General features: G+C 56.8%; 22 protein-coding genes. 11 read left to right on the top strand and 11 right to left on the bottom strand.

Translation table 11 applies throughout. The annotated features are described in order from the left end of the window. Positions 1-618 carry a response regulator transcription factor gene (locus AC222A_RS08330; protein ID WP_372747710.1) on the bottom strand — a complete coding sequence of 206 codons (618 nt, stop codon included), beginning with the start codon at positions 616-618 and terminating at the stop codon, positions 1-3. Between the two features lie 158 nt (positions 619-776). Between AC222A_RS08330 and AC222A_RS08325 the strand changes: the two genes are divergently transcribed. Beyond that, positions 777-3,851, top strand: coding sequence for a cache domain-containing protein (locus tag AC222A_RS08325; protein ID WP_372810035.1), 3,075 nt, complete (start codon positions 777-779; stop codon positions 3,849-3,851). After that, positions 3,851-5,356 (top strand): ATP-binding response regulator, encoded by a 1,506-nt coding sequence (locus AC222A_RS08320; protein WP_372748371.1) that lies wholly within the window; start codon positions 3,851-3,853, stop codon positions 5,354-5,356. The genes AC222A_RS08325 and AC222A_RS08320 overlap by 1 nt, the downstream gene beginning before the upstream one ends. Positions 5,357-5,364: 8 nt before the next feature. Here the strand turns inward: AC222A_RS08320 and AC222A_RS08315 are convergent, their stop codons facing one another. The 3 genes from AC222A_RS08315 to AC222A_RS08305 all read right to left on the bottom strand — a co-directional run bounded on the left by AC222A_RS08315 (position 5,365) and on the right by AC222A_RS08305 (position 8,065). Beyond that, positions 5,365-6,273 carry a GIDE domain-containing protein gene (locus AC222A_RS08315; RefSeq protein WP_486774849.1) on the bottom strand — a complete coding sequence of 303 codons (909 nt, stop codon included), beginning with the start codon at positions 6,271-6,273 and terminating at the stop codon, positions 5,365-5,367. Between the two features lie 19 nt (positions 6,274-6,292). After that, the gene (locus AC222A_RS08310) at positions 6,293-6,865 is read right to left on the bottom strand and encodes a LemA family protein (protein ID WP_372763800.1); all 573 of its coding nucleotides are present in this window, start codon (positions 6,863-6,865) and stop codon (positions 6,293-6,295) included. Positions 6,866-7,045: 180 nt separating this feature from the next. Continuing rightward, positions 7,046-8,065 (bottom strand): cysteine synthase A, encoded by a 1,020-nt coding sequence (locus tag AC222A_RS08305; RefSeq protein WP_372748374.1) that lies wholly within the window; start codon positions 8,063-8,065, stop codon positions 7,046-7,048. Between the two features lie 158 nt (positions 8,066-8,223). Between AC222A_RS08305 and AC222A_RS08300 the strand changes: the two genes are divergently transcribed. Together AC222A_RS08300 and AC222A_RS08295 are read left to right on the top strand one after the other, a co-directional pair. Beyond that, complete coding sequence (locus tag AC222A_RS08300; protein ID WP_372748375.1) at positions 8,224-8,796, top strand: sigma-70 family RNA polymerase sigma factor; 573 nt, start codon at positions 8,224-8,226, stop codon at positions 8,794-8,796. Further along, positions 8,793-9,461 (top strand): ChrR family anti-sigma-E factor, encoded by a 669-nt coding sequence (locus AC222A_RS08295; RefSeq protein ID WP_372748376.1) that lies wholly within the window; start codon positions 8,793-8,795, stop codon positions 9,459-9,461. Before AC222A_RS08300 ends, AC222A_RS08295 begins: the two co-directional genes overlap by 4 nt. A 13-nt stretch (positions 9,462-9,474) precedes the next feature. On the opposite strand, the gene AC222A_RS08290 is transcribed toward AC222A_RS08295, so the two are convergent. The 3 genes from AC222A_RS08290 to AC222A_RS08280 all read right to left on the bottom strand — a co-directional run bounded on the left by AC222A_RS08290 (position 9,475) and on the right by AC222A_RS08280 (position 12,294). After that, the gene (locus AC222A_RS08290) at positions 9,475-10,215 is read right to left on the bottom strand and encodes an alpha/beta fold hydrolase (protein ID WP_372748377.1); all 741 of its coding nucleotides are present in this window, start codon (positions 10,213-10,215) and stop codon (positions 9,475-9,477) included. A gap of 89 nt (positions 10,216-10,304) precedes the next feature. After that, positions 10,305-11,777, bottom strand: coding sequence for an AAA family ATPase (locus tag AC222A_RS08285; protein ID WP_372748378.1), 1,473 nt, complete (start codon positions 11,775-11,777; stop codon positions 10,305-10,307). 82 nt (positions 11,778-11,859) lie between these two features. Continuing rightward, positions 11,860-12,294 carry a DoxX family protein gene (locus AC222A_RS08280; protein WP_486774848.1) on the bottom strand — a complete coding sequence of 145 codons (435 nt, stop codon included), beginning with the start codon at positions 12,292-12,294 and terminating at the stop codon, positions 11,860-11,862. 185 nt (positions 12,295-12,479) lie between these two features. On the opposite strand from AC222A_RS08280, the gene AC222A_RS08275 reads away from it, so the two are divergent. Together AC222A_RS08275 and AC222A_RS08270 are read left to right on the top strand one after the other, a co-directional pair. Beyond that, positions 12,480-13,460 carry a glutathione S-transferase family protein gene (locus AC222A_RS08275; RefSeq protein WP_372796961.1) on the top strand — a complete coding sequence of 327 codons (981 nt, stop codon included), beginning with the start codon at positions 12,480-12,482 and terminating at the stop codon, positions 13,458-13,460. After that, entirely contained in the window at positions 13,457-14,329 is an 873-nt protein-coding gene (locus tag AC222A_RS08270) for a LysR family transcriptional regulator (protein ID WP_372749698.1), read from the top strand. The genes AC222A_RS08275 and AC222A_RS08270 overlap by 4 nt, the downstream gene beginning before the upstream one ends. A 211-nt stretch (positions 14,330-14,540) precedes the next feature. Here AC222A_RS08270 and AC222A_RS08265 read toward each other — a convergent pair whose 3' ends face one another. Genes AC222A_RS08265 through AC222A_RS08250 form a run of 4 tightly spaced genes read right to left on the bottom strand, consistent with a single transcriptional unit; the run spans position 14,541 to position 17,896 of the window. After that, positions 14,541-15,146, bottom strand: coding sequence for a hypothetical protein (locus AC222A_RS08265; protein WP_372749697.1), 606 nt, complete (start codon positions 15,144-15,146; stop codon positions 14,541-14,543). After that, complete coding sequence (locus tag AC222A_RS08260) at positions 15,143-16,180, bottom strand: tetratricopeptide repeat protein (RefSeq protein ID WP_372749696.1); 1,038 nt, start codon at positions 16,178-16,180, stop codon at positions 15,143-15,145. Before AC222A_RS08260 ends, AC222A_RS08265 begins: the two co-directional genes overlap by 4 nt. After that, entirely contained in the window at positions 16,177-16,419 is a 243-nt protein-coding gene (locus AC222A_RS08255; RefSeq protein ID WP_372749695.1) for a hypothetical protein, read from the bottom strand. Before AC222A_RS08255 ends, AC222A_RS08260 begins: the two co-directional genes overlap by 4 nt. Before the next feature lie 13 nt (positions 16,420-16,432). After that, entirely contained in the window at positions 16,433-17,896 is a 1,464-nt protein-coding gene (locus AC222A_RS08250) for a DUF4331 domain-containing protein (RefSeq protein WP_372758485.1), read from the bottom strand. Positions 17,897-18,101: 205 nt separating this feature from the next. Here AC222A_RS08250 and AC222A_RS08245 point away from each other — a divergent pair, with 205 nt between their 5' ends. From AC222A_RS08245 to AC222A_RS08225, 5 genes are all read left to right on the top strand, one after another. Next, positions 18,102-18,821 (top strand): TetR/AcrR family transcriptional regulator, encoded by a 720-nt coding sequence (locus AC222A_RS08245; protein WP_372749046.1) that lies wholly within the window; start codon positions 18,102-18,104, stop codon positions 18,819-18,821. A gap of 34 nt (positions 18,822-18,855) precedes the next feature. After that, the gene (locus AC222A_RS08240) at positions 18,856-19,947 is read left to right on the top strand and encodes an efflux RND transporter periplasmic adaptor subunit (protein WP_372749045.1); all 1,092 of its coding nucleotides are present in this window, start codon (positions 18,856-18,858) and stop codon (positions 19,945-19,947) included. Further along, entirely contained in the window at positions 19,944-23,021 is a 3,078-nt protein-coding gene (locus tag AC222A_RS08235) for an efflux RND transporter permease subunit (protein ID WP_486774847.1), read from the top strand. Before AC222A_RS08240 ends, AC222A_RS08235 begins: the two co-directional genes overlap by 4 nt. A 51-nt stretch (positions 23,022-23,072) precedes the next feature. After that, positions 23,073-23,294, top strand: coding sequence for a DUF2798 domain-containing protein (locus AC222A_RS08230; protein ID WP_486774846.1), 222 nt, complete (start codon positions 23,073-23,075; stop codon positions 23,292-23,294). Positions 23,295-23,476: 182 nt separating this feature from the next. Beyond that, a partial coding sequence (locus AC222A_RS08225) for a PAS domain-containing protein (RefSeq protein ID WP_486774845.1) occupies positions 23,477-23,986 on the top strand: 510 nt, incomplete at its 3' end.

Genomic DNA, 23,986 nt, shown 5'->3' with positions numbered 1-23,986 from the left:
TTAGCCCGCCTGTTTCAGGGCCATCGACATGCGCACCAATTGTGCCAGGGATTTAGCGCACATCTTTTCCATCACTCGCGCGCGGTGAATCTCGACGGTGCGCTGGCTGATGTCCAGGTCAATGGCGATAACTTTGTTGGCCTTACCCTCAACCATCATGGCCATGACCTCGCTTTCGCGAGGTGTAAGTTCATTGTAGCGCCCCTGAATGACTTGAACTTCGCGCAGTTCCTGGCGATGTTCGGCGTCCATGGCGATGGCTTTCTGAATCTTGTCGAGCAGATCCTGTTCCCGGTAGGGCTTTTGCACAAAATCCACCGCGCCCTGCTGCATGGCCTCTACCGCCATGGGTACATCGCCGTGGCCGGTAACGAAGATGATGGGAAGGATGGAGGTCATCGCATTGAGCTTGCGCTGCAACTCCATGCCATTCATGCCGGGCATGCGGATATCGAGCACCAAACAGCCGGCCCGCTCGGGGTCGTAGGCTTCCAGAAAGGCGTCAGCGCGATCAAAGGCTTCCACATGGTGTCCCAGTGATTCCAGCATCATGCGTAAGGAATCACGTACTGCCTCGTCATCTTCTACAATGAAAATGGTTGCGTCATCTGTAGCCATGAGAGTCCCCGGCGCTATTGTTTTTAGGCGTACCCCCATTGTAGCTGCTAAAAACCCAAGGTAAAGCAGTATGTTGCGGGTATTGTGCTAGGCTGGCGTGAAGCCGCTTGCGGTTGTAGCATGGTCTGTTAGAAAACGCCGAGCAGCGCGGGAGTGAAATGCGGAGAAAACGAAGCCTGATCCAGATCTACCTGGTCAGCATGATCGCGTTGGCGGCGGTGCCGGTGGCGATCAACGGCGCCATCTGGATAGCTACCGAATACGACAGCTTTACCGAGCAATCGGAAAACCTGCGCAAGACCTTTGTCGAATCCCGCACTGAGCTGCTGAAACGCGAAGTCAGCAAGGCGATTGACTATGTGGATTACAAAAAGTCCCAGCTCAATCACCGTTTGTATCAGGAGCTGCGTCAGGAGGTGGCGGTAGCCCTTGCGCTGGTGGCCAACCTGCATCGCGAGACCGCTGCCACCGATAGTCGAAGCGCCATGCTCGCCAGAGTAAAAACTACACTGGAGCCGCTGCGCTTTCACGATCAGAAGGGCTTTTTCTTTGCGTTGCAGGGTGATGGCAATGCGCTGCTTGCGCCACTGCATCCGTCGTCGCGCGATCGTTTGCGCCGCAGTGCGGTGTTGTCAAACTTTACTGAGCAGGTGCATACCGCGCTGCGCGACAAAACCTACGGCATGCTGGAATATCGTTTTAATGAAGCGAATTTGGCAGCACAGCGCAATATCAGCTTTGTTTACTACTTCAAACCCCTGGATCTCTATATCGGCGCCAGCGTTTATCTCGCCGATGAAATAGAACGCATCAAGAGCGAGGTTATCGATCGCCTGGCGGCCGTTCCTTTTGATGTGGACAGCTCTATATTGTTTGTCACCGACCTCAAGGGCAAACAGCTGGTGAACCCCTACAATCCGGCCATGGTGGGCAAGTTGCAGCCCGGTATGGCGGCCGTCGCCGAGGTTCTGCAGACGGCGTCCGATAATGGTGAGTTGGTGGAATCGGAATGGGTGCGCGCAGACGGCGCCCGTCGCTCACCAGCGGTGAGTTATGTTCAGCTGGAGGAAGACTGGGGCTGGCTGGTGGGCGCCGGCTTCTTCCTGGATGAGTATTACGCCTTGATGGAGGCAGAGCGAGACGCCCTGGAGGCCCGGGTGTTACGCCACACCCTGTTTATCTCCTCGATCGCGCTGGCGCTGATGCTGGTAGCGACATTGGTGGCACGCCGGTTGGCTACCCTCAATGCGCAGGGTTTTAACCGCTTCCAGGATTTTTTTGCTCAGGCCAGTGAGCGTTCCACCCAGATTGATGTACGTGAGCTACCCTTTGCTGAATTTGAAGAGTTGGCAAAGCATGCCAACTTTATGGTGGATACACGCTCCCAAACCGAACGTGCGCTGAAGCTCAGCGAGCGTCGCTTCCAGCTTGCGCTTGATGCTTCCCAGAGTCACCTCTGGGATATGGATATCGAACACGACACCATCGCTGTGGGCGAGGGCTTTTACCGTCAGTTGGGATATCCTGTGCCACCAGAAAGTATTCCGATGCAGCGTTTCGGCAGTATTTTTCACCCGGACGACTTTGGCGCCATGCGCCGCGTTATAGCCAGTGAAGAGGTGCTGGAGGTGGGGCTCAGCATTGAATTTCGGGTGCGGGATAACAGCGGGATTTATCGCTGGATTCTGAGCCGTGGCGATATTGTCGATACCACCGCTGAGGGCAAACCCCTGCGTGCCATGGGTATCATGAGTGATATCACCGAGCGCAAGCGGATGGAAGACGAGCTGATTACCGCCCGTATCGCGGCCGAAGACGCCAACCACGCCAAGAGCCAGTTCCTGTCTAGTGCCAGCCATGAATTAAGGACGCCGCTCAACGGTGTGCTGGGCTACGTGCAGCTGTTGCAGCGCCAAAAAAACCTGCCGAAAGAAAGCCAGGGCTATCTGGATGCCATTGAGAACTGCGGGCAACACCTGCTCAACCTGATTAACGATGTCCTCGATCTGGCCAAGGTAGAAAGTGGCACCTTCAAAGCCTCTATGCACACCACCAACTTGCGCGACGTGCTGGCCGGCGTGGCGGATATTCTGCGGCAGCGAGCCCAGGCCAAAAACCTGGGCTATGAGCATAAAGTGTCGTCGCGGGTGCCGGATCTGGTGCGTACCGACGAGGTGAAGCTCAGGCAGATACTGGTGAACCTGCTCGGTAACGCGGTGAAATTTACGGAAAGTGGGCGGGTGTGGCTTGAGGTGGATTTCGATCCGGAAGAGCGGGCATTACTGTTCAGTGTGGTAGATACCGGTATTGGCATTCCGGAAGATAAGGCCAAGGCAATTTTCGAGCCCTTCAGTCGGGTCAATGAGCATGACGGCAAGGGGACCGGGCTAGGCCTGGCAATCTGTCGGCGGCTGTGTGAGGCCATGGGTGGAAAGCTCTCGGTCGCGAGTGAGATGGGCAAGGGCACAACCTTCCGCTTTGATATTCCTTTGGGCGAAGCCGACGCCATCCCCCACGATCGCCGACGTTCCTCAACGGCGAAACTGCCGGAAGAAAAACCGCGCGCTGAAATCAGCGGCCTGAACGTACTGATAGCCGACGATAATACGGATAACCGCATGGTGCTGGCGGGTATGCTGGAATCCGTGGCCGACAAGGTTGTTCAGGTTGCTAACGGAGTTGAAGCGCTGGAGGCGATGGAAGCTGAGCCTGCCGACTTGGTATTGATGGACTACCGCATGCCCGAGATGGACGGCCTGGTCTGCACCAGCAAAATCAAGCAGAACCCAGCCTGGAAAGATACCGTGGTGATTATGGTAACCGCCAGTGCGGGGCTTGATACCAAGTCTCAGGCGTTTGAGGTTGGTTGCGACGCTTATCTGTCCAAGCCGGTACAGATAGACGAACTGCTCGACGTGATTGCCGACTATGTCGGTAAGCAAGATAAGCAAGATATGCGAGCTGAGCTGTCATCCCATGAGCCAGCCCAAAGCAATGGAGGCAAGTCAGCGATGAATCAGGATGAGAGTGCTTATGAGGGTAAGCCGCTGCCCAAGGAAGACCGCCAGTCGCTACTGGATTTGCTCGCCTTGGGTGACATCGCGGCGATGAACGAATTCTGTGAGACTCGCGAAAACGGAGAGTATGGCAGCTATGTGTTGCACGCTCAGTCGCTGTTGCAGAATTTTGACTTCCAAGGGCTGAAAAAGCTCCTGCGAGAGGACGATGATTGATGAGTCGACGCCCTGTCGATCAGGTACTGCTGGTCGACGATAATCCCACTAACCTGCAAGTGCTGTATAAAACGCTGGAGGGCGCTAGCTATACACTGCTGGCCGCGCGCGACGGCGAGCAGGCTCTGTCCATTGCCAAGCTGGCGCTGCCCTCACTGATTCTGCTGGACATCATGATGCCGGGCATCGACGGGTTTGAGGTTTGTCGTCGTCTCAAGGCGGATGCGCAAACCCGTGGCATTCCCGTGATTTTCCTGTCGGCTCTCACCGATACCGAGGCCATTGTGAAAGGATTTGCGCTAGGCGCGGTCGACTATATTTCCAAGCCTTTTCAGGGAGACGAAGTGCGGGCGCGTGTGCGCACCCAGCTGCGTATTCACCGGCTAGAGATGGAGCTGTCGCGACGCAACGTTGAGTTGGAGGATGAAAACCAACAGATACTCGGAGCGGTCGCCGAAGGCATCTTCAGTCTGCACCGCGATCTGCGTATCCGAAGTCTTAATCCGCAAGCAGAAAAGTTGGTAGAGCGGTCTCTGAAAGACTGTGTGGGGGAGACGCTGTTTTCACTGCTAAGCCTTGAGCAGCAGGAAGATGAGGTGATTGAGGCGATATCCTCGGGTCGCGTCTGGCGAGCGGAACAGCTTGCCGCCACCAGTCCCTCTGGTAAGAAACTAACAGTTGAACTGTTCTGTGCGCCGCTGGAAGGTGACAAACGCGTTGTTGTGATACGCGACATCACAAACTGGTTGGAAAGCCAGCATGCCCTGCAGGCGGCGCAGGATGAGTTAATGCACCAGCGCCAGCATCTGGCACATATGGAGCGCCTGAGCACTGGCGGCGAGATGGCGGCGGGTATTGCGCACGAGGTAAATCAGCCGTTGACCGCAGTGACTAACTACGTGCGTGTGGCGCAGCGCTTTCTTGAAAACACACCGCTGGACAAGGACAAACTTACTGAGGTGCTGGAAAAGATCGTTGTGCAATCACAGCGGGCCTCTGATGTCATTCAGCGCCTGCGCGGCTATATACGCAAGCCTACTGGCGAGGGCCGCATTCCGCTGGATTTGAATACTGTGATGCAGGAAGTGGTCATGTTGGCAGAGGTAGATGCGCGTATTAATGGCGTTGACATCAGCTTCGAACCCACGCCAGATCTGCCCGCAACCATGGCGGACGATGTGCAGGTGCAGCAGATTGGATTGAACCTGATTCGCAATGGTATGGAGGCCATGCGCGATGCCCCGAAAGATTTCGGCGGGGTGAAAGTGCGTACCTACCGCGAAGGCGACGACGTTGGCTTTACGGTGGAAGATCGCGGTTGCGGTCTCAGTGCAGAAATGGAAGAAAAACTGTTTGCGCCCTTTGTGACAACGAAGGAGGGCGGTATGGGTGTGGGGCTTTCTATCTGTCAGGCGATTGTGCAGGCCCATGGCGGGAGTATTGGTTACCGGCCAAATCCGGCTGGTGGTGCGATCTTCTATTGCCAGTTTCCCATTCGGTCATGAGGGCCGTGCTAGGGCATGTTATGCCAGGCCTGCAAGGTGCCGGGAAGGAGGTAGATAAACCCCAGCGTGCAAACAATACCCAGCAGGCCAAGCCCCATAAAGCGCCAACGATATTTGCGGCTCAGATCTTTCGGGTCGTGGGTTGAGATGAGATAGGGCTGGCGTCTTACCGGACTGTAGGTCATGACATTAATCGGCGTGTGGTCGTAGTTGTCCCGAACCTGCTTTTCGGCAGCCTTGCGCGCCGCAATTCCCACGTTCTTCCACTCTTTTAAATCGATCTCGCCGTCGCCATTGCGATCAAACCTTGCCACCATCGAGTCATAGTCGCGCTTCCACTCCAGCACGATTTCTTTTTTCGCCGCAGCAGTCTGGGCTTCCATTGACGGCGGGTGAAGGGTTTCATAATGGCCCAAGGCATAGAGTAGCTCGCCGGCATGGATTCGCTGTTCGGTGTAGCGGTAGCGCCGGTTGAACAAGCCACCGGATGCGGTTGAGGTGGGGTAGCGACTGCCGCCGTACCAGACCTTTTTAAAGTTAGGTGTTATGTCTGCTTTGTCAGGGTGCACAAAGCAGATGCCTGTGCCATCGTTGAGGATGATGGGCGCCTTGCTGGCCTCTTTTTCTATCGTGCGCCAGGAGCTGTGCTTGCCACGGCGCTCGTATTTTTCAATTTCAAAGCTGTACCACACGCAGGGGCTGCCGGTCAGCCGGGCGATAATGGGGCCAGCCTCCGGGTTGCGCTCAGTGGTGCCAATGATTTCGACATAGCCTTGCGGCGCCGAGCGTATTTTGGACGTGGGCGTATCTTCAATCAGGCGCGCCTTTTTCAGGCTGTTGAAACTGGTAAGCCAACCGAACAGGCCGAAGCCCAGAGCAAACAGCTCCGCCCAGATATAGTCGCTGAGGCTATCCACGCTACGGTACTACAAATGTTTAGCTGAACAGGGATTTGATGTTGACGTCTTTCAGCTCTTCTTCCTGGAATTCAAGCAGCTCAAAAGCCTGGAAGTTCAGAAAGCGGGCGATCAGCACATCCGGAAACTGTTCAATGCGGACGTTGTTGTTATTCACCGCCTCGTTATAGGATTCGCGACGATCCGCAATACTGTTTTCAAGGCCGGTGATGCGCTGTTGCAAGTGCTGAAAAGAATCGTCGGCTTTCAGATCCGGGTAGTTCTCGGCTAGCGCAAACAGATTACCCAAGCCTGAGCGCAAAGAGGTTTCTGCTTCGCCGAGTGCTTTCATATCGCGTTTGGCTTGCGCCTTGGCCACCATGGACCGGGCCTGAATGATGCCTTCCAGCGTTTGCTGTTCGTACTGCATATATTGTTTGCAGGTTTCCACCAGCTTTGGCAATTCGTCGTGACGTTGTTTGAGCAGAACGTCGATGTTGGAAAGGTGCTTCGACACCGAGTGCTTAAGAGCGACCAGCCCATTGTAGATGGTGATTGCGTACATCAGCACAAAGGCGGCGATTACCAGAGTTATAATGCTGGCCATATCCATGGGCGGCAAACCTCTTTTGTTATTGGGTGTGGGCGGGGGTCTTTAGTGCCTGCAGGGCAGACTCCTGTAAAATTCATTGGCAGGTAGCAGCCTGCCTAGCAGGCGCATCAATCGACACGCCATGCTGCAAGTATCGCAACCCATCGCACCTGAAGCAACGCGGTTGCACTATCCGTGCTGCTAAATGCGCAGCCAGGACGGTACCGGCAGATCCACCTGCTCCAGATACACAGGGTTGTAGAGCTTGCTCTTATAGCGATCGCCATAGTCGCAAAGAATAGTGACAATGGTGTGTCCCGGGCCCATTTCTTCCGCCATGCGAACCGCACCAGCGATATTAATCGCTGAGGAGCCACCCAGGCAGAGCCCTTCGTGGTGCAGTAGGTTGAAGATGTGGGGTAGCGCTTCAGCGTCGGTAATCTGAAACGGCAGGTCGACATCAATGCCCTGCAGATTGCCGGTGACGAAACTGATACCGATTCCCTCAGCAATAGAGCGGCCTTCGGTTTTCAGCTCGCCATTGGTGTAGTGGCTGAAGAGCGCTGAGCCCATCGGATCAGCAAGGCCAATTTTGATATTGCTGTTGCGTTCGCGCAAGGCCATGGCGGTGCCTGCCAGTGTACCACCGGTGCCAACCGCGCAGATAAAACCGTCAATTTTGCCCTGGGTCTGCTCCCAGATCTCAGCGCCGGTGGTTTGGTAGTGAATATCGCGGTTGGCGGTGTTGTCGAACTGCCTGGCCCACACCACACCATTGGGGTTTTTGGCGGCGAGCTCTTTAGCCAGCCGCTCGGCGGTATGGATGTAGTGATTGGGGTCGTCGTAACTGGTTGCCTTCACCAGGCGCAGATCGGCACCGTACAGATCCAGCAACTCGATCTTTTCTTTGCTCAGTGACTGCGGCATGACCACGACGGATTTGTAACCCAATGAATTGGCCAGCAAGGTTAGACCGATGCCGGTGTTGCCAGCGGTGCCTTCGACAATTGTGCCGCCAGCGTGCAGTTCGCCGCTGGCCTCGGCGGCGCGAACAATGCCGAGTGCGGTGCGATCTTTGACAGAGCCACCGGGATTGAGGAATTCAGCTTTGCCAAAGATATGGCAACCGGTCTGCTCGGAGGCACTGCGTAAGTAAACCAGAGGGGTGTTGCCGATCAGGTCGGCAAAGCCGGCGGTGGCAATGGGCGGGCTTTGGGGCATGGAAATCTCCTTACAACAGGGGCTTATGGTAGCGCCCTGCTTGTGCCTGTGGCAACGGCAAGCTATGTCACGGGGCAGCTGTTTATGGTCTACTTTGGCAACTGCATTGCAGTGATCCAGTAACTGGAAGGCTGCGTACTAACAGCAAAGGAGTAGTAATGACAGACAGCCTCGGGGTGAGCAACGACCCAAAGCACTGGGTCGCCTGTATGACCAAGGTTGCAGAAGCGCGTGACAAACAGAGTTTTATGGCCCTGTTTGACCATTTCTCGCCGCGGGTGAACGCCTATTTATTGGGGCAGGGGGTTGAGCCGGGTATGGCTGAAGACCTAACCCAGGAGGCGCTGCTCGCGCTTTGGAATAAAGCCCACCTGTACAAGCCAGACAAAGCGGCGGTGAGCACGTGGCTGTTTCGCGTGGCGCGGAATCTGTGGATAGATCGTTTGCGTAAACAGCGGGCCACGGTTTACGAGTTGGAAGATGAATATCTTGAAAGCGGCGTAGGTGCGCAAGACCCGGAGGAAGATGCCGGCGAGTTGGATTCAGATCGTATCCAGCAGGCGCTGGATGGCTTGCCTCGCAACCAGGCCCATGTGGTCTACAAGGCCTATTTTGAAGGCAAAAGTCATAGCGAAATTGCCGCTGATACCGGTATGCCGCTGGGTAGTGTGAAGTCGAGTTTGCGTTTGGCCCTGCACGCCCTGCGCCAGAAGTATGGAGAGGAAGTATGAAATTTGAACACCATCTGCAGGCGGAAACGTTGCTTGCCTATGCGGCCGGATCGCTGCCCGCCGCGATGGCACTGGTGGTGAGTTGCCACACCGAAGTGTGTGAGCAGTGTCGGCGCGAATTACGTCTGGCGGAATCGCTGGGCGGCAAAATGCTGGATTCGCTGGAGGCGAAGCCGCTGTCAGCGGCCGCCCGCGACAATATACTCTCCCTGCTTGATGAGGCGCCGGCGCAAAGCGAGCCTACGCCTGCGGCCAAATCGCCGCAGCAGCCGCTGCGCGATGGAGTGCTGCTCCCGACGGCACTCAAAAACCTGTTGCAGATCGATAGCTACAGTCAGTTACGATGGCGAAAAATGGCCCCGGGCATTGAGAAGTTTGAGTTGCCCTTGAAAGAAGGGCGTTCGTTTATGTTGCGTATCGGCGCGGGTCTGGCCATGCCGGTACACTCTCACACAGCGTCGGAACTCACGCTGATTATGCAGGGTGGCTATCGCGATAAGTTGGGAGACTTTCATGTGGGCGATATTGCCGACCTCGACGGCTCCACCGAACATCAACCAGAAGCTTTCGAGGACGAGAGTTGCATCTGTCTGGCGGGGATGGACGGCGGGCTGAAGTTCAAAGCGCTGCTGCCCACCCTGATGAAGCCCTTTATGCGGCTGTAGCAGGGTACTGACATTAAAAGCGCGCCAGCTGTTTTCCGATCAAGCGGTAGACTCGCGGGTTGAGGGCGAAGCCTAGGTGACTTGAGTTTACCGCGAGGTGGTTGACGTCAGCATGTCGCAACATCGCCACCTCCTGACTGACAATGCCGTCGGTGGGGCTGAAGATGACGGTAACCGGTACTTCAACCGTTTCACTGTTGGTGGCCACCCAACCCGTCACGTCCTGCATATCTTCCGGTACTTCGCTGTTGTAGAGCTTGCGCATCACATCCCAGGCGGCAGTGCCACGCGGATCACCGTGTGGCGTGCCTAGGGTAATCACTTGGCGCACCCATTCGGGATGCTGTTGCCCCAACTCATGGGCGTATAGGCCGCCCATGCTCCAGCCGATCAGACTGACTTTCTGTCCGGTTTCTCGATAGATTTTTTCTAACTCCCGGCCCGCACGCATCACCATCTTTTCCCGGAAATGCGTGGCTGCATCGAGCGATGTCATGCGATATTTGGGGAAGTTCCGGCCGAGATTCCACGGGCGCGCATCGTAGCCCCAGCGCTTGAGCCAGACTCGTAGTGGCGCCATACAGCCGTCGGCGCCGCCAAAACCGGGCAGGGTCATCACCGGATGCCCGTCGCCACGAGGGATGCGCCGCAGCAGCGGGCGCGCTAGCAGCAGCTGCTGAGATTCCAGCAGGGCACGTGCTACCTCAGTGAGGGAATGCCAGAGCTCTGGCGGTTCCGGGTGTGGCTGATTCAAGGCCCGATCTCCTGTTCGACAGTTGTGTTCAGTGTCAATCGGGCGGCTGATTGCGGTCAAGGACAAATACGGTCACTACCGTGACCGGTTTAGGCGGCGACAGTGCGGCCCTGAGCCCAGTCACGCAGGCCCTGGATTTTTTCGGCCATCACCACCGACAGAGGCCGGGTCTGCTCAATGGCAGACAACAAGCTCGCGCTATCCAGCGTCTTGTCCTGGGCGGCGCAGGAATACAGCGCAGAGACAATGGCCTGTTCGATTTCTGCGCCCGAGAAACCGTGGCTTGCTGCCGACAGCAGCGGCAGATCGAACCGCTCAGGGCTTTGCTCGCGTTTTTTCAGGTGGATCTCGAAAATATCCCGGCGCACGGATTCATCGGGCAAATCCACAAAGAAAATTTCGTCCAGGCGCCCTTTGCGGACCAATTCCGGCGGCAGTGAGCTGATATCGTTGGAGGTACAGCACACAAACACGGGTTTGCTGCGCTCCGACAACCAGGTCAGCAAAGTACCTTGGATACGGCGTGAGGTGCCGTCATCGCCCTGACCGTTGGTCAGGCCTTTTTCGATTTCGTCGATCCACAAAACACAGGGTGACATCAGTTCCGACAGCTGCAATGCCTCGCGCAGGTTTTTTTCGGTCTCCCCAATGTATTTGTTGTATAGCGCCGCGAAATCCAGTCGCAGCAGTGGCAGGCCCCAAACACCGGCGATGGCCTTTGCTGCGAGGCTTTTACCGCCGCCCTGCACACCCAGCAGCATTACTCCCTTGGGCTTGTCTGTGCCGTTGGCGTTGAGAAAAGCGCCCTTGCGTTGTTGCAGCCAATCTTTAAGGCCGTGTAGCCCGCCAACGTTGGAAAATTTTTCAGTGTTGTATTCAAAACTGAGTACGCCCTCCATATCCATCAGCTGGAACTTGGCGCGGTTGATTTCGGGCAAATCACTTTCATCAATGGCGCCATCATCACGGATGGCGTTGCGAATCAGGCGGCGGCTGTCTTCAAAGCTCAGACCCTGCAGGTTGGTCATCAGCTGAGTCAGTGTTTTCTGGTCGGTGCGCACCCGGTGGCCGCTGTTTTCACCCGCCCAGCTGCGGGCCTCTTCACGCACAATGGCTTCCAATTGCTGATCGGTCGGCAGCGACAGAGAAAAATAAGCCGCCAGGCGGGTCAGTTCCGGAGGCAGTTTCACCTGGTGGCTGATCATCACCAGGGTAGGGCGCTGTTTGTCATCCAGCAGCGCGATGTCTTTTACCAGGCGTACGATCAGCGGGTTGGTCAGGTAGGGGTGAAAATCGCACAGGGCGATAAGCGCCGGCTGAGCTTGTTGCTTGATGGCCCGCAGCGCCTGCTCAGGATCGCTTAAATCCCTTGAGTCATCGATACGCTGGCCAAAGCCCAGCTGATTGATACCGTCGGTGACCGACCAGCAGTGCAGGGCGCTGGCGCGTTTTATCGCTACCCGGGTGAGTAGCTGTAAGGCGCGAATTTCCTCGAAGGTCTCAAGAACAATCAACGGGGTGCGCGCTTCGAGAAGCAGATTTAAATCATGTGTGTCATTCATGGGCACCAAACATAAGAGGGCTGCACGTCGCTGGCAAGTTAAAAAGCGCCGGCCGCTATCGGCCGGCGCAAGGGCCGATGGGTCAGGTGGCCTGTGCCGGGGTGGCACTCTGGCGTGACTCCAGTGCCCTGTGCAGGGAGAAAGCACCGTCGCCCTGTAGAGCCACCACGGCGGTAGAAACTGTCAAGAAGAGCGGATATTCCCAGCCGCCGCCCTGGGCGCTGAATACCCAACCAAAGTCTGCATGGGCCCAGGTGGCGCCGAGGGCGATGGGGACCAGGGCCAATGCCACCAGGCGGCTTTGATAGCCGATCAGCAGGGCAAAGCCACCGACGGCTTCAGCCAGAAATGTGCCGTAGGCGACGACGGCGGGCAGGCCCAGTGATTCAAAGAAGGCCACGGTGCCGGGCAAAGTGAAGACAAATATTTTGAGATAAACACTGTGTGCGAGATAGATCACGCCCAGGCTGATACGGAGCAGGGCAGTACCGGATTGATTGAGAGTTGATTGGTTCATGATGTGTTCTCCTGCGTGGTTGGGTGACAATGGCTGGCATTCTTTCCCATGCATAAATCGTTTTGAATTGGCAATAAATGCCAATACTATTTGCGTTAATGCAAAGATGATCGCACGCTCCACTATGCTTTACTGCGCGTAAGCAATACGCATACAACGAGTAAACGACGCAAAAGGAGGTCAATATGGGCTTATTGGTCGATGGAAACTGGCGAGACAAGTGGTACGACACGCGCAAAACCGGCGGCAAGTTTGTTCGAGAGCAAAGCCAGTTTCGCGCCGCCATCGGCGAGAGCGAGCATCCAGCTGATGCTGACCGTTACCATCTCTATGTATCACTGGCCTGTCCCTGGGCGCACCGCGCGCTGATATTTCGGGAATTGAAAAGCCTGGGCGACCTGATTGATGTGTCAGTGGTCAGCCCGCTGATGCTGGAACACGGTTGGACCTTTGATCGCGACAGTGGCTCGACCGGCGACGCGCTTTACAACAGTGAGTTTCACTACCAGCTCTACACCCGCCACGACAGTGACTATACCGGCCGGGTCACGGTACCCCTGTTATGGGATAAACAGGCGCAGTGCATTGTGAACAACGAATCGGCAGATATCATTCGCCAGTTCAATTGCGCCTTCGATCATATGACGGGCAATACCGATGACTACTATCCACAGGCGCTGCGCACAGACATTGATGAGATCAATGACTATGTGTACGAGCGAGTTAACAATGGCGTATATCGGGCCGGGTTTGCCACAACGCAGTCCGCTTATGAAGAGGCATATACCGACTTGTTTGAGGCGTTAGATGCGCTGGAAAGTAAATTGTCGAGGCAGCGATTTCTGGCGGGAGAGCGCATTACCGAAGCTGACTGGCGTCTGTTTACCACCCTGATCCGGTTTGATGCGGTCTACCATGGTCACTTCAAATGTAATCGTCAGCGGCTGGAAGACTTTCCGGCATTGTCTGACTACGTCCGTGAGCTCTACCAGTGGCCACGGGTTGCGAAGACGGTGAATTTTGACCACATCAAACGTCACTACTACGCCAGTCACGCCACCATTAACCCCACGGGTATTGTGCCTGCAGGGCCGGAGGTTGATTACCAGCGACCTCACCATCGGTGCGAATTGCCAGGCTACGACGCGGCGGGGAAACGTCTGTGAAAGATTGGGACGATATGCGCTATTTCCATGCGGTGGCAGAGGGCGGCTCGCTCAGTGCGGCAAGTCGTTTGCTGGGCGTGAATCACTCCACCGTGTTCCGGCGCATGAACCAGCTCGAGGAGCGCCTGCAGGCGCGGCTTTTTGATCGGCTCGACAACCGCTATCAGCTCACTGACTCAGGCCGGCAATTACTGACCCACATCCGGCAGGTGGCCAATGTGATGGACGAAGTGGAGCGGCAGGTTGTGGGGCGCGACACCTTGCTGGAAGGGTCCATCCGTGTAACCTGCCCCGATACCTTTCTGGACTGGGTGGTACCGGAAGTAGTCGCCGCTTTCTGCCGCCGCTATCCGCGCATCACCATTGAGTTGCGAGCCGAGCAAGAGCGGCTTGATCTGGCGCGGCGTGAGGCCGATGTAGCCCTGCGTGCCACCAATGCACCGCCGGACTATCTGGTGGGAAAGCGTTTGGGACAGATGGGCTGGAGTTTCTATGCGCACCCTGCGTTGGGTGCGGTTGCCGCTACCCTGCCGGCGAGCGACCCGGCGCCGCTGATTGCACCGGAAGGGAAGCTGCTGCAGGTGCCGGCCTGCCAATGGCTCGACAAGCAGTTGTCGCGCTTTCAGGTTACCGCGCGCGCTGGCTCCCTGCGCGCCGCCGCCGCGCTGGCTAAACAGGGGTTGGGTCTGGCGCTGTTGCCCGCCGAGGCGGGCGAAGGGCTGGTGCGCGTAGCGGAACCGCTGCGTAATTTTGATACTGGCATCTGGATTCTGTACCACCCGGATATGCGGCAGAATGCGCGGCTAAACTGCTTTGTACAGCTTGCTGCCGAAGCGGTTGAGGGGGCGTTGCGGGACGGCGTGAACTGAAATCCTGCCGTGCATGCCGGGGTCAGCTGGCGCATATTTTGGGAAGCGAGATTGCGGTGGCAGATTGCCGCCAAGTTAAAACTCAGTCAGAACAAAGACTTGACCCGGCGTGGGTTCTTGCCCGTGGCTGGCCGTTGCTAGGGTTCGCGCGAATCGCGCGCACGGCAGTTTTGTACGCCTCAACGGGACTGTTCAGTTTATTGCCGAGGCCTTATTGAGCGTCTTTGCGGGGCATATCGCGGATGAGCAGCAGACAGGAAAGTGTACCCAGCACAATCACCATCAGCAGTGACGCGGTGGTGGCCCAACGCCAGCGCGACGCGAGGGTGACGGGTTCGGTGTTTGGGTCAAGTACCGTTACGCGGCTTGATTTCGGCCAGCTGTCTGATTGGACGCTGAGGACGGCGCGGTGCAGGGTGTCTTGTGCGTACAGCAGTTGATAATCCAGTCGCGGGTGCGGGGCCAAGGGCCCGTTCCCGGTGCAGTGCCAGTTCAGCTGCCATACGCTGAAGCGTTCATCCACGTACTCGGTGAGTCCGTGCAGTCGCGCCTCAAGCAAGCAGGGGCTGTCCATCTCCACGGAGATGCCCGCCGCTATCCGGTCGCCAAACTGCCTGGCCTGTTGTTGCAATACCCGCCAGCTCAGTGTTTCCGGGGGGGCGTCCGACAGATGCATCATCACATCGGTCAGTGACAGATCCAGTCGCAGTGACTGCGGCATGCTGCTATGCCAGTAGAGATAACTGGTGCTGGCCTCGTGGGCTTGCAGCGTGCCGCACAGAGTCATTGTTAGAAAGATAGCTTGCCAGATTTTCACTGCTGCATACCTGCCTGCTGTCGTGCCCGCTGCAGCAGCTGAAAGTCGGCGCGCTCTTTTTGCTGTCGATAATTCGCTTCTGCCAGTTTCAGAGCCTCTTCCGGGCGCTGTTCTACGTCCAGTTCAAAGCGGGCGCGTTCGTGCAGATGCAGGCTGGCATCGCGCTGGCTGGCGCTTTCAAAGCGCTGTTTCAGCTGACGGTAAAGGCTGTCGGAGCGGATGTTCGGGATTTTACGCATGGCGATCAGTCGCAGCAGATCGAGCCGGTCGGTACGCGGTCGGTCGGCAAGCGCGGCCAGTGCCGCTTCGGCTTGATTGTGTTGCAGGTACCATTGTGCCAAACCAGCGGCGCTGTAGTGATCGTCGGGTGCCAGCTGCAGCGCCTGACGGTAGTAACGCTCGGTGTGCGGATGGTCGATGGCGGCTGCCAGTTCGGCCAGTGTGCCGGCTGCCCAGGCACGCTCCTGAGGTGTGTGTGGGGGGGGGGATTGCACTACAGCGTCCAGTCCCAGGAAGGCTTGCTCCGCTTCGCCCTCAAGGCCAAGCAGGTTGTGCAGGCAACTTTGTGCGATCAGGGCAAAGCCGAGTGTTTGCAAACGCTGGCAGGTCGTTCGCGCCAGTGCGAAATCGCCCTGTACCAGCGCAATACTGTACAGGGTGAAATTGGCTTGGGCGTGATCCGGAGACTCGGCCAGTACGCCGCGCAAGACAGCCGCCGCTTCGGCAAAGCGATGCTGTCGCTGGTTAATAATAGCGCGCAGGATACGTGACTCGACATTGGTGTTACCGGACTGCAGCAACAAGGCATCGGCGCGGCCGAGGGCGCGCAGGTCGCCATGGGTTTGCGACCACTGAATGAGTTTGCGCACATCATTCAGTGTAGCGGTGATAGTTGTAGGGTCCTGGTGCAGCGTATTGCGCCAGATAATAGTGTCGGATTCGGGTATCTCAACGGGTGGCGCCGCCTCTCTTGCAGCACTCATCAATGAAAGGGCCAGCAAGCCGGCCCCTACGATGAGTCGCGAGATCTTCATTGCAGTTGCTGGTTGAAGGCGTTCTGGTCTTTGCTGTCGCTGAACTCCGTGTTGTTTATCTCGGTTGGCAATCCGGTCACCGGATCGGCATTGAACAGGCTTTGAATAAACGTACCGATATCTGTATTTGAGGGCGCCACTGGCGCGGATGACACGTTGTTCAAACCGTCACTGGAGCAGGCGGTCAGCGCCAGCGCGGTGAACGCCAGTGCCAGCCGGTAGTTGATTGGGCGATTCATGCGGTCGACCTCCTTAGTTTGGTGAGCCGGCGATGGGTGCCTTCAGGTAGGGGAACGCCTCGTCGAAGTCGGTGGCACTGACAATGGCACCGTCGGTGTAGGGCAGAGTGTTATCGCCCGCGTCCGGGTTGGAGCCCAGCAGTACGCCCATGGCAGCGCGAAGGGCAATATCCACCACGTCATCGCCGGGGCGTCGACCGTTCGGGAAGCCGGCGTTGTCGCCCGCCAGTACGCCCAGGTTTGACTGGCTTGCTGTAGGGGTCACGGCAACGCTGGTATTGAGTCGCAGCATTTCCGAAGCCGTCACATTGGCCGGTTGAGTCAGTCCGGGCACCCCGGTCAGAAATACCTGCACCAGGTCATTGCGCGGGAATACGTTGGGTGCGGTCACGCCAAACAGGGCTTCGAGTAGTTCAGGCAGCGCCGGGTTGGTCACGTAGGTCGCAAACTGACCGTCGCCGGATGGGTGGCTGGCGTTGAAACGGTCTTTGTCCTTGAGGCCGATGACCACTTCGTTGACCAGCGGCATGCCAAGTCTTGATACCTGGGTAAAGGCGCCGCCCTGTATTGTGGCCGGTTTACCCGTGCTGCCGCCGATAAAAGCGTCCGCAGTGGGTGAGGGGTTCAGAATCCGGGCCTGTGGCAGCGAGGCCGTGGTCCACGCGCCAATCACCGGCTCCGAGCCCGAGGTGAGACAAGCAATAGGAATCTGCAGCGCGAGCGAGGTCACGTTCTTGTCGGCAATCACGTTGGCTTCGGCATCGCGGGGACCTACCGGGTTGGTGTTGACAAGATCAAAAACCTCGCCGAGGTTAACCGCAAAACCTTCCTTGCGCTGGCCGGCAAATACTTTGCCCTGGCTCGCGCAGCCGGGGATGGTAACGGCGTATACGTGGTCGGCGGCGTAGGCGGGGTAGTCAGTAATGGATTTGTTGCCGATATTGTCGAGTGGCTTCATAAAGCTGGCGGAGCCGTTGGCCGCATTGGTGACCGAGCTGGTGTTGCCCGAACGGCGCTCGCCGGCAATCCGCGTAACCGTGTAGGTCTGGCGCACGTAAACATTGCTGGTACCGTCAGCTTGCGGGCCGATGGCGCCAATATTTTTCAGGGGTACAGACACCATCTCGCCGTTGACTGGTACCTTGAGATCCTGAACGACATCATCGAATGCAAACTGGAAGGTGATGTCTTCAACGGCATCGCCGTTGTTATCGATATGAATTTCGTAGACAGCGCTGGTATCAAGATCAAAATAATTGGGACCGCCATAGGCATCCTGCAAAGGCAGGTAGTTGGCGATCAGCGTAACCGTGGCATCGCTTTCGTTGCCGTAGCTGCGGAACATGTAAAAGTCGGAGCCATCCACTTTGGGAGCGTGGGTGATAAACGGGGCTTCCCGGTGGCTGGATGCGGAGGCTCCACTGGCGACGATGGCCGCGCTCAGGAGTGCCGCTGGAATGGTTATACGTGATTGCATATGCGCCTCGGGTTGGGGGTTGTCAGTGTCATAAATTTTGCTTACGTGTGTCGTAGCAGCTGCGGATCATGGGGACGCGAAAAATATTCATTCATGCGGCGATGATGTCGACGTCGCAGCTACTCAGTTGAGCCTCGTAAGCTTGCCGCGCGCAAGCCGCAAGCGTAGAATCCTGTTCGAATGACATTCGAACAGGATTCTTTTTATGCCTCCCGCCCCCCGTTTCTCCCCGGAAGAAGAGCGGGAAATCGTGCTCGATGCGGCCGTGGCCTGCATCGAAGAAAGCTCATTGCTGGGCTTTACTATCGGCGCTATCGCCAAGCGCGCTGGGCTGTCGGTGGGGTCGCTTTACAAACATGTACAGAGCAAGGAAGACCTGCTGGTGGCATTGGCCACCCGGCAGGCCCGCCATACCCGGCGGCTTTACGGTGAAATCCTCAGTGCCGGTCTGAGCGCGCCCCAGCGCATTATCAGCCTCAGTCTGCTCAATCCGGCCAAGACCCGGCTGTTCAGCTTTGATGAACACCTCAACACCCTGGTCTCGAGCGAGGCCATCCTGCAGCGCGCCTCGCAGGGCTGGCTGGCGCAAATGCGCGCGGCGGCCGAGAGCATTGATCTGATGTTTCGCGATTTTTTCCAGTCGGCGGCGGACAGCGGTGAGCTGGATGTGGCCAACGAGGAGGAATTGCACACCCTCAGTATGGGCTGCTGGTCCATGTGCGCCGGTTTTCAGCATATTGCCCTGATGCGCAATGTGCGCGGCAGCGAGCGCCAGGAACACCTGTTGGCCTACCCGCTTCAGGCCACGGATTACCCCATTGTCTGCACCCAGCGCCTGCTCAATACCTACCGCTGGCGTCACCCCCTCACCGCCGAGGCTATCGAGTCGGCCTGCGTCCACTTGGTCGCATTGGGTTACCGCTAGTGACCGCGATGCCTATTTTCTCAAGGAGTCTGTTATGAAATCCCCGGTCGCCAAACGCTGGCTGGTCACCGCCACTTCCCTGTCGGTGGTCATTGCGGCGCTCGCTGCCTTCAAGGTGCAGGAAATTCTCGGCGCCATTGCCTTTGCCCAGTCCTTTCCCGAGCCCGCTGAGAAAGTCGAGGTCTACGTGGTGGCAAGCGGCGACTATCAGGCCATGCAAACCGTGTACGCCGAGGTGACCGCGCCGCAGCGACTGACGCTGCGCAATGAGCTGGGCGGTGTAATCGTGAAGCTGGGTTTTGCCGCAGGCGATCGCGTCAGCGAAGGGCAGCTGCTGGTGCAGCAGGACGTGCGGGAAGAGCAGGCGCGGCTGCGTGCGCTGAAAGCCCGCGACGTGCTGGCCGCGCGTACCTTTGAGCGCAACAGCACCCTGTTCAGGGAAAAGCGCCTGAGTGAACAGGCGCTGGACGAAGCTCGCGCCGAGCTGGAATCGGTGCGCGCGGAAATTGCCCAGGTGACGGTGCAGATCGACAAGAAAACCCTGCGCGCCCCGTTTGCCGCCAAGGCGGGCATGCATCGCCTGGAGGTGGGGGAGTTGCTGACACCGCACACAGCGATCACCACCTTGGTGGGCGAAGGCGAAACTCGCTGGATCGACTTTGAGTTGCCACAGGCTGCCATGCAGCTCCAGGTGGGCGACCCGGTGGCGGTCATGGCAGAGCGCGAGCTGACGGCGCACATCATTGCGCGTGATGCACAGTTGTCAGAAAGCGCCCGCAGTCTGTGCTATCGCGCGGAACTCACCGCAGCGGATCACGGCTTGCTGCCCAACGCGGTGGTCAAGGTGCGGGTGCCGGCAAGTCGCCCGCAGGTGGTGGCGCTGATTCCGGATACGGCGCTGCGCGTGGACCAGCTCGGCAGCTTTGTCTATCTGCTGGAGCAGGGTGAGGACAATGTACTGCGCGCCCGTCGCCAGCAGGTGGAGGTGGCGAGTCGGCGTAACAATACCGTTGCCATTGCGGCAGGCGTGAGTGAAGGCGATCGCATTGCCGGCAAAGGCGCGTTCAAGTTGCGCGACAATATGAAAGTGTCAGTGGCCGAACCTGCGGCGGAGCCGCATTCATGATACCAGCCAACAAACCTTCGATAGTGGATGCCTTCGTCAAGCGACCGATTCTGGCGCTGGTGGTCTGCGTGGTGCTGGTGTTGGCTGGTCTGCGTGCCGCCCAAGGAATTGCGGTGCTGCAGTTTCCGCGCATCGAGAGTGCCACGCTGGTGATCTCTACGATCTATACCGGTGCCTCATCCGATGTGGTGCAGGGTTTCGTGACCGAACCCATCGAGCGGGTGGCCGCCACCATTCCCGGCGTAGATTATGTGGATTCCAATACCACCGCCGGGGTCAGTACGGTGCGGGTGTGGCTGCAGCTCAACCACAGCACCACAGCGGCGCTGGCTGAACTCTCTAGCCGTTTGAGTCAGATTCGGTTCGAGTTGCCCCAGGGCGCGGAAGATCCGTCGGTAGAAGTACAGCGCGCTGACCGGCCAGCGGCGCTGTTTTATCTGGATGTGGTGGCCGACAATATTCCCCGCGCCCAGGTCACCGATTACCTCAAGCGCGAAGTCAATCCGATGATTGCCGCCATCGACGGTGTGCAGCGGGTAGGGTTGGAGGGTGGTCGTGAGCCCGCGATGCGTATCTGGCTGGATCCGGCAAAGTTGCGAGCCTTTGATCTGAGTGCCAGCGATGTACTGGCAGCGCTACGCGGCAATAATGTTATTGCTACTGTTGGCCATACTGAAAATGCGTGGCAGCGGATAAACCTTCTCGCCAACACGACGCTGCAGACGACAGATGATTTTCGTCAGCTCGTCTTGCGTGAAGATCGAAGCGCGCTGCTGCGGCTCGGAGACGTTGCGCGGATTGAGCTGGCTGAAGAGGAGGGGGAGGTGAATGCCCGTTACAGTCAGCGCGACAATGTGTTCATTTCTGTTTGGCCTTTGCCGGGTGCCAATGAGATCGCAATTGGTGATGCTCTCTATCCGCTGCTGGACGACCTGAATCGCAACATGCCTGCGGGAATCCGGATTGAAGGGGGTTACGACGGCACCATCTATATGCGTGATGCTCTTCGTGAAATCTTCACGACGCTCTCGGAAACCATTTTACTGGTGGGCTTGGTGGTGCTTGCGCTGATGGGTTCATTTCGCACGGCTTTAGTGCCGCTGCTTACGATCCCGATATCCATACTGGGTGCGATCGCCTGTATGGCAATGATGGGTTTTTCACTCAACCTGCTTACCACATTAGCGATCGTGCTATCTGTTGGTTTGGTAGTAGATGATGCGATTGTGGTGGTAGAGAATGTCGCGCGCCATATGCGAGAGGGTCTATCTCGCACTGAGGCGGCGTTGGTCAGTAGCCGGGAGTTGCTGACACCTATTATCACCATGACGCTCACTTTGGCGGCAGTCTACGCGCCGATAGGCTTTCTCTCTGGTCTGAGCGGGGTTCTCTTTAAGGAATTTGCCTTCACGCTGGCTATTGCAGTGCTGATCTCGGGTGTTGTCGCCATAACCCTGGCGCCTATCATGAGTGCCAAGGTTACACCTGAAGGTGGTCATGAGGGCCGCATTACCCATTGGGTGAATGAGCGCTTTGATCGCTTGCATTATCGCTACGCCAAAATCTTGGACCGGTTGTTTCTATGGCAGGGGCAGATATTGGTGATGGCGCTGATTTTTAGTCTGTTGGCAGTCCCGTTCATGTTGTTTTCCCAGAAAGAGCTGGCACCGATTGAAGACGAAGGCATGCTGAGCGTTGTTGTCGAGGCTCCACCAGAGGCTTCGCTGGATTATACCAGCCGCCAAATGCACGACGTGGTGGATGCACTGTTGACCCTGCCTGGCAGTACTCGCATGTGGCAGGTGGTGCGTTCCAGTGGGGGATTTGGTGGGTTGGAATTCAAACCATTCGTTGAGCGGGAGCACACGGTGCAGGACTTGCTGTTTCCTGCCTTCGATGCCTTGTCCGGTGTGGAGGGGGTAAAAGCTTTCCCGATTTTGCCGCCATCGTTGCCCAGTGCCGGCCAGTTTGATGTGGAAATGGTTATACAATCGCCCGACAGCTATCGGGCGATGATAGCCTATGCCGATAAAATGGTTCAGGCGGCTTATGCCAGTGGTAACTTCATGTTTGCCGAAACAGACCTCAAAATTGACCTGACCCAGGTAAAACTCGATTTTGATCGCGATCGCATAGCAGACCTTGGTATGACCCTGGCTAGCGTAAACGACCAGATTGCGACGTTGCTTTCAGGCAACTACGCCAACCGTTTCGACGCCAACGGCCGGGCACACCGGGTTATACCGATGGTGCAGGATGCAGATCGTATTGACCCGGAGACCATGCTCGATCTGCTTCTGCAGACCCCTTCAGGTGAACTGGTCCCGGTATCTGCCATCGCTACGCTTAGCTACGACGTAGCACCGCGCGTGTTGGGAAAGTTTGATCAGAAACGCTCCTTTCGTCTGTTTGGTGGCATCACTCCAGGCTCGACTAAAGAGCAGGCACTGAGCGTGCTGGAGAAAGCGGCAGCTGATTTGCTCCCACCCCAGTACTCGGTGGATTACGCCGGTGAATCCCGTCAGATCCGTAAGGAAGGCAATACGCTTATCGCCGTGTTGGGAATAGCGCTTGTACTGGTTTATCTGATGTTGGCCGTGCAATTTAACAGTCTGCGCGATCCCTTGGTGGTTCTGTTGGGCTCTGTGCCGCTGGCAATATCGGGTGCGCTGCTTTTTCCGTTCTTAAGTTGGACAAGTATCAATATCTACTCACAGATCGGTTTTATAACGCTGGTAGGGCTTGTGGCGAAGAACGGTATTCTCATTGTGGAATTTGCGAATCAGGCGCAAAAGCAGGGGGCTCGCAAGCTGGAGGCCATTCGAATGGCTGCTGAAACGCGCCTGCGCCCCGTATTGATGACGACCGCCGCTACTGTTCTGGGGCACTTTCCCTTGGTGTTGGTTACCGGTGCAGGCGCCGAAGCGCGAAACAGCATAGGTATCATTTTGGTGGCGGGCATGCTGATTGGCACGTTCTTTACGTTGGTTGTGTTGCCATGTATGTATCTCTGGCTGGCGGAAGAACATGAGCCCGAAGGGTTGGATTCGCCGCTGAAAATAGCGCCGGGTTAGCCCACTAGTGTACGGAGCACGTTAAGCTAACGCTTTTGTTAAGGAGTTTTTGTGATCCCCCGGAGGTACGCACCCTTTGTGTTTGCGTTTTTTATGTCGCTTTTCATGTCAATGCTCATGTCATTGGTCATATCTATATTCAATGTTGGCTTGGTGTCTGATCTTCCTGCCATCTGGCTCAAAGCCTGGTTGTTTGCATTTGTCGTGGCTTTCCCGGTCACGCTGCTGGTAACGCCTCTTGTTAGGCGCCTAGTGTCTAGAATAACCAGCTAGCTATGTGGCATTTCCTCGCTTCGGATACTGCGGATTAGTGGGCTTCCTTCGGAATACCCTTATAGATCACGGATAATTTCTGTGAGATCGTCAACGATCAGACAAATACTCTTAACTGCTGCGGCGTGGATAACATTGCGTCGGACAGGTCTTCGGGCGGGACGCCCAGGGATGTCCGTACTATGGCTTCAACGTATTGTATTTCTAGTGATTTTGGTATGGCGGCTCTGGATCATCTCGATCAGGGAGTAACGGTCTTTGAGTATTTGCCGACGGGTGGAGTGCTGCGTTACGTGAACCCTGCGTACGCAAGATTGATCGAATACGATGTCGATGAGTTAATTGGTAAATCGTCTGCCTTTCTCGGGAAATTCTGTTTAAACCCCAATACACTTCTGGAATTGCAAGACACACTTCGCCGTGGGGAGCAAGCAACAGCCCGCCTACAGTTGCGCAGTCGCACTGGGAAAATTCTGTGGTTTGAGCTAACGGCAATACCGATTATTCAGTCTGGCAGGAATTTCGTGATGTTTATTCATCACGATATTACAGATATTGAATCCGACAAAGACACAATGCGCAAGCGCTGCGACATACTGGCAGAGCGTAACCAAGAGCTTGAAGAGCTCTCTGTCCACGACCCGCTAACAGGCCTCTATAACCGACGTTTTTTTGATCCGGATTTTATTCGT

It is taken from the genome of Litorivivens sp. (assembly GCF_057445395.1).
Note: the sequence above shows the minus strand (reverse complement) of the source record. Positions and strands in the feature narration are given on the sequence as shown.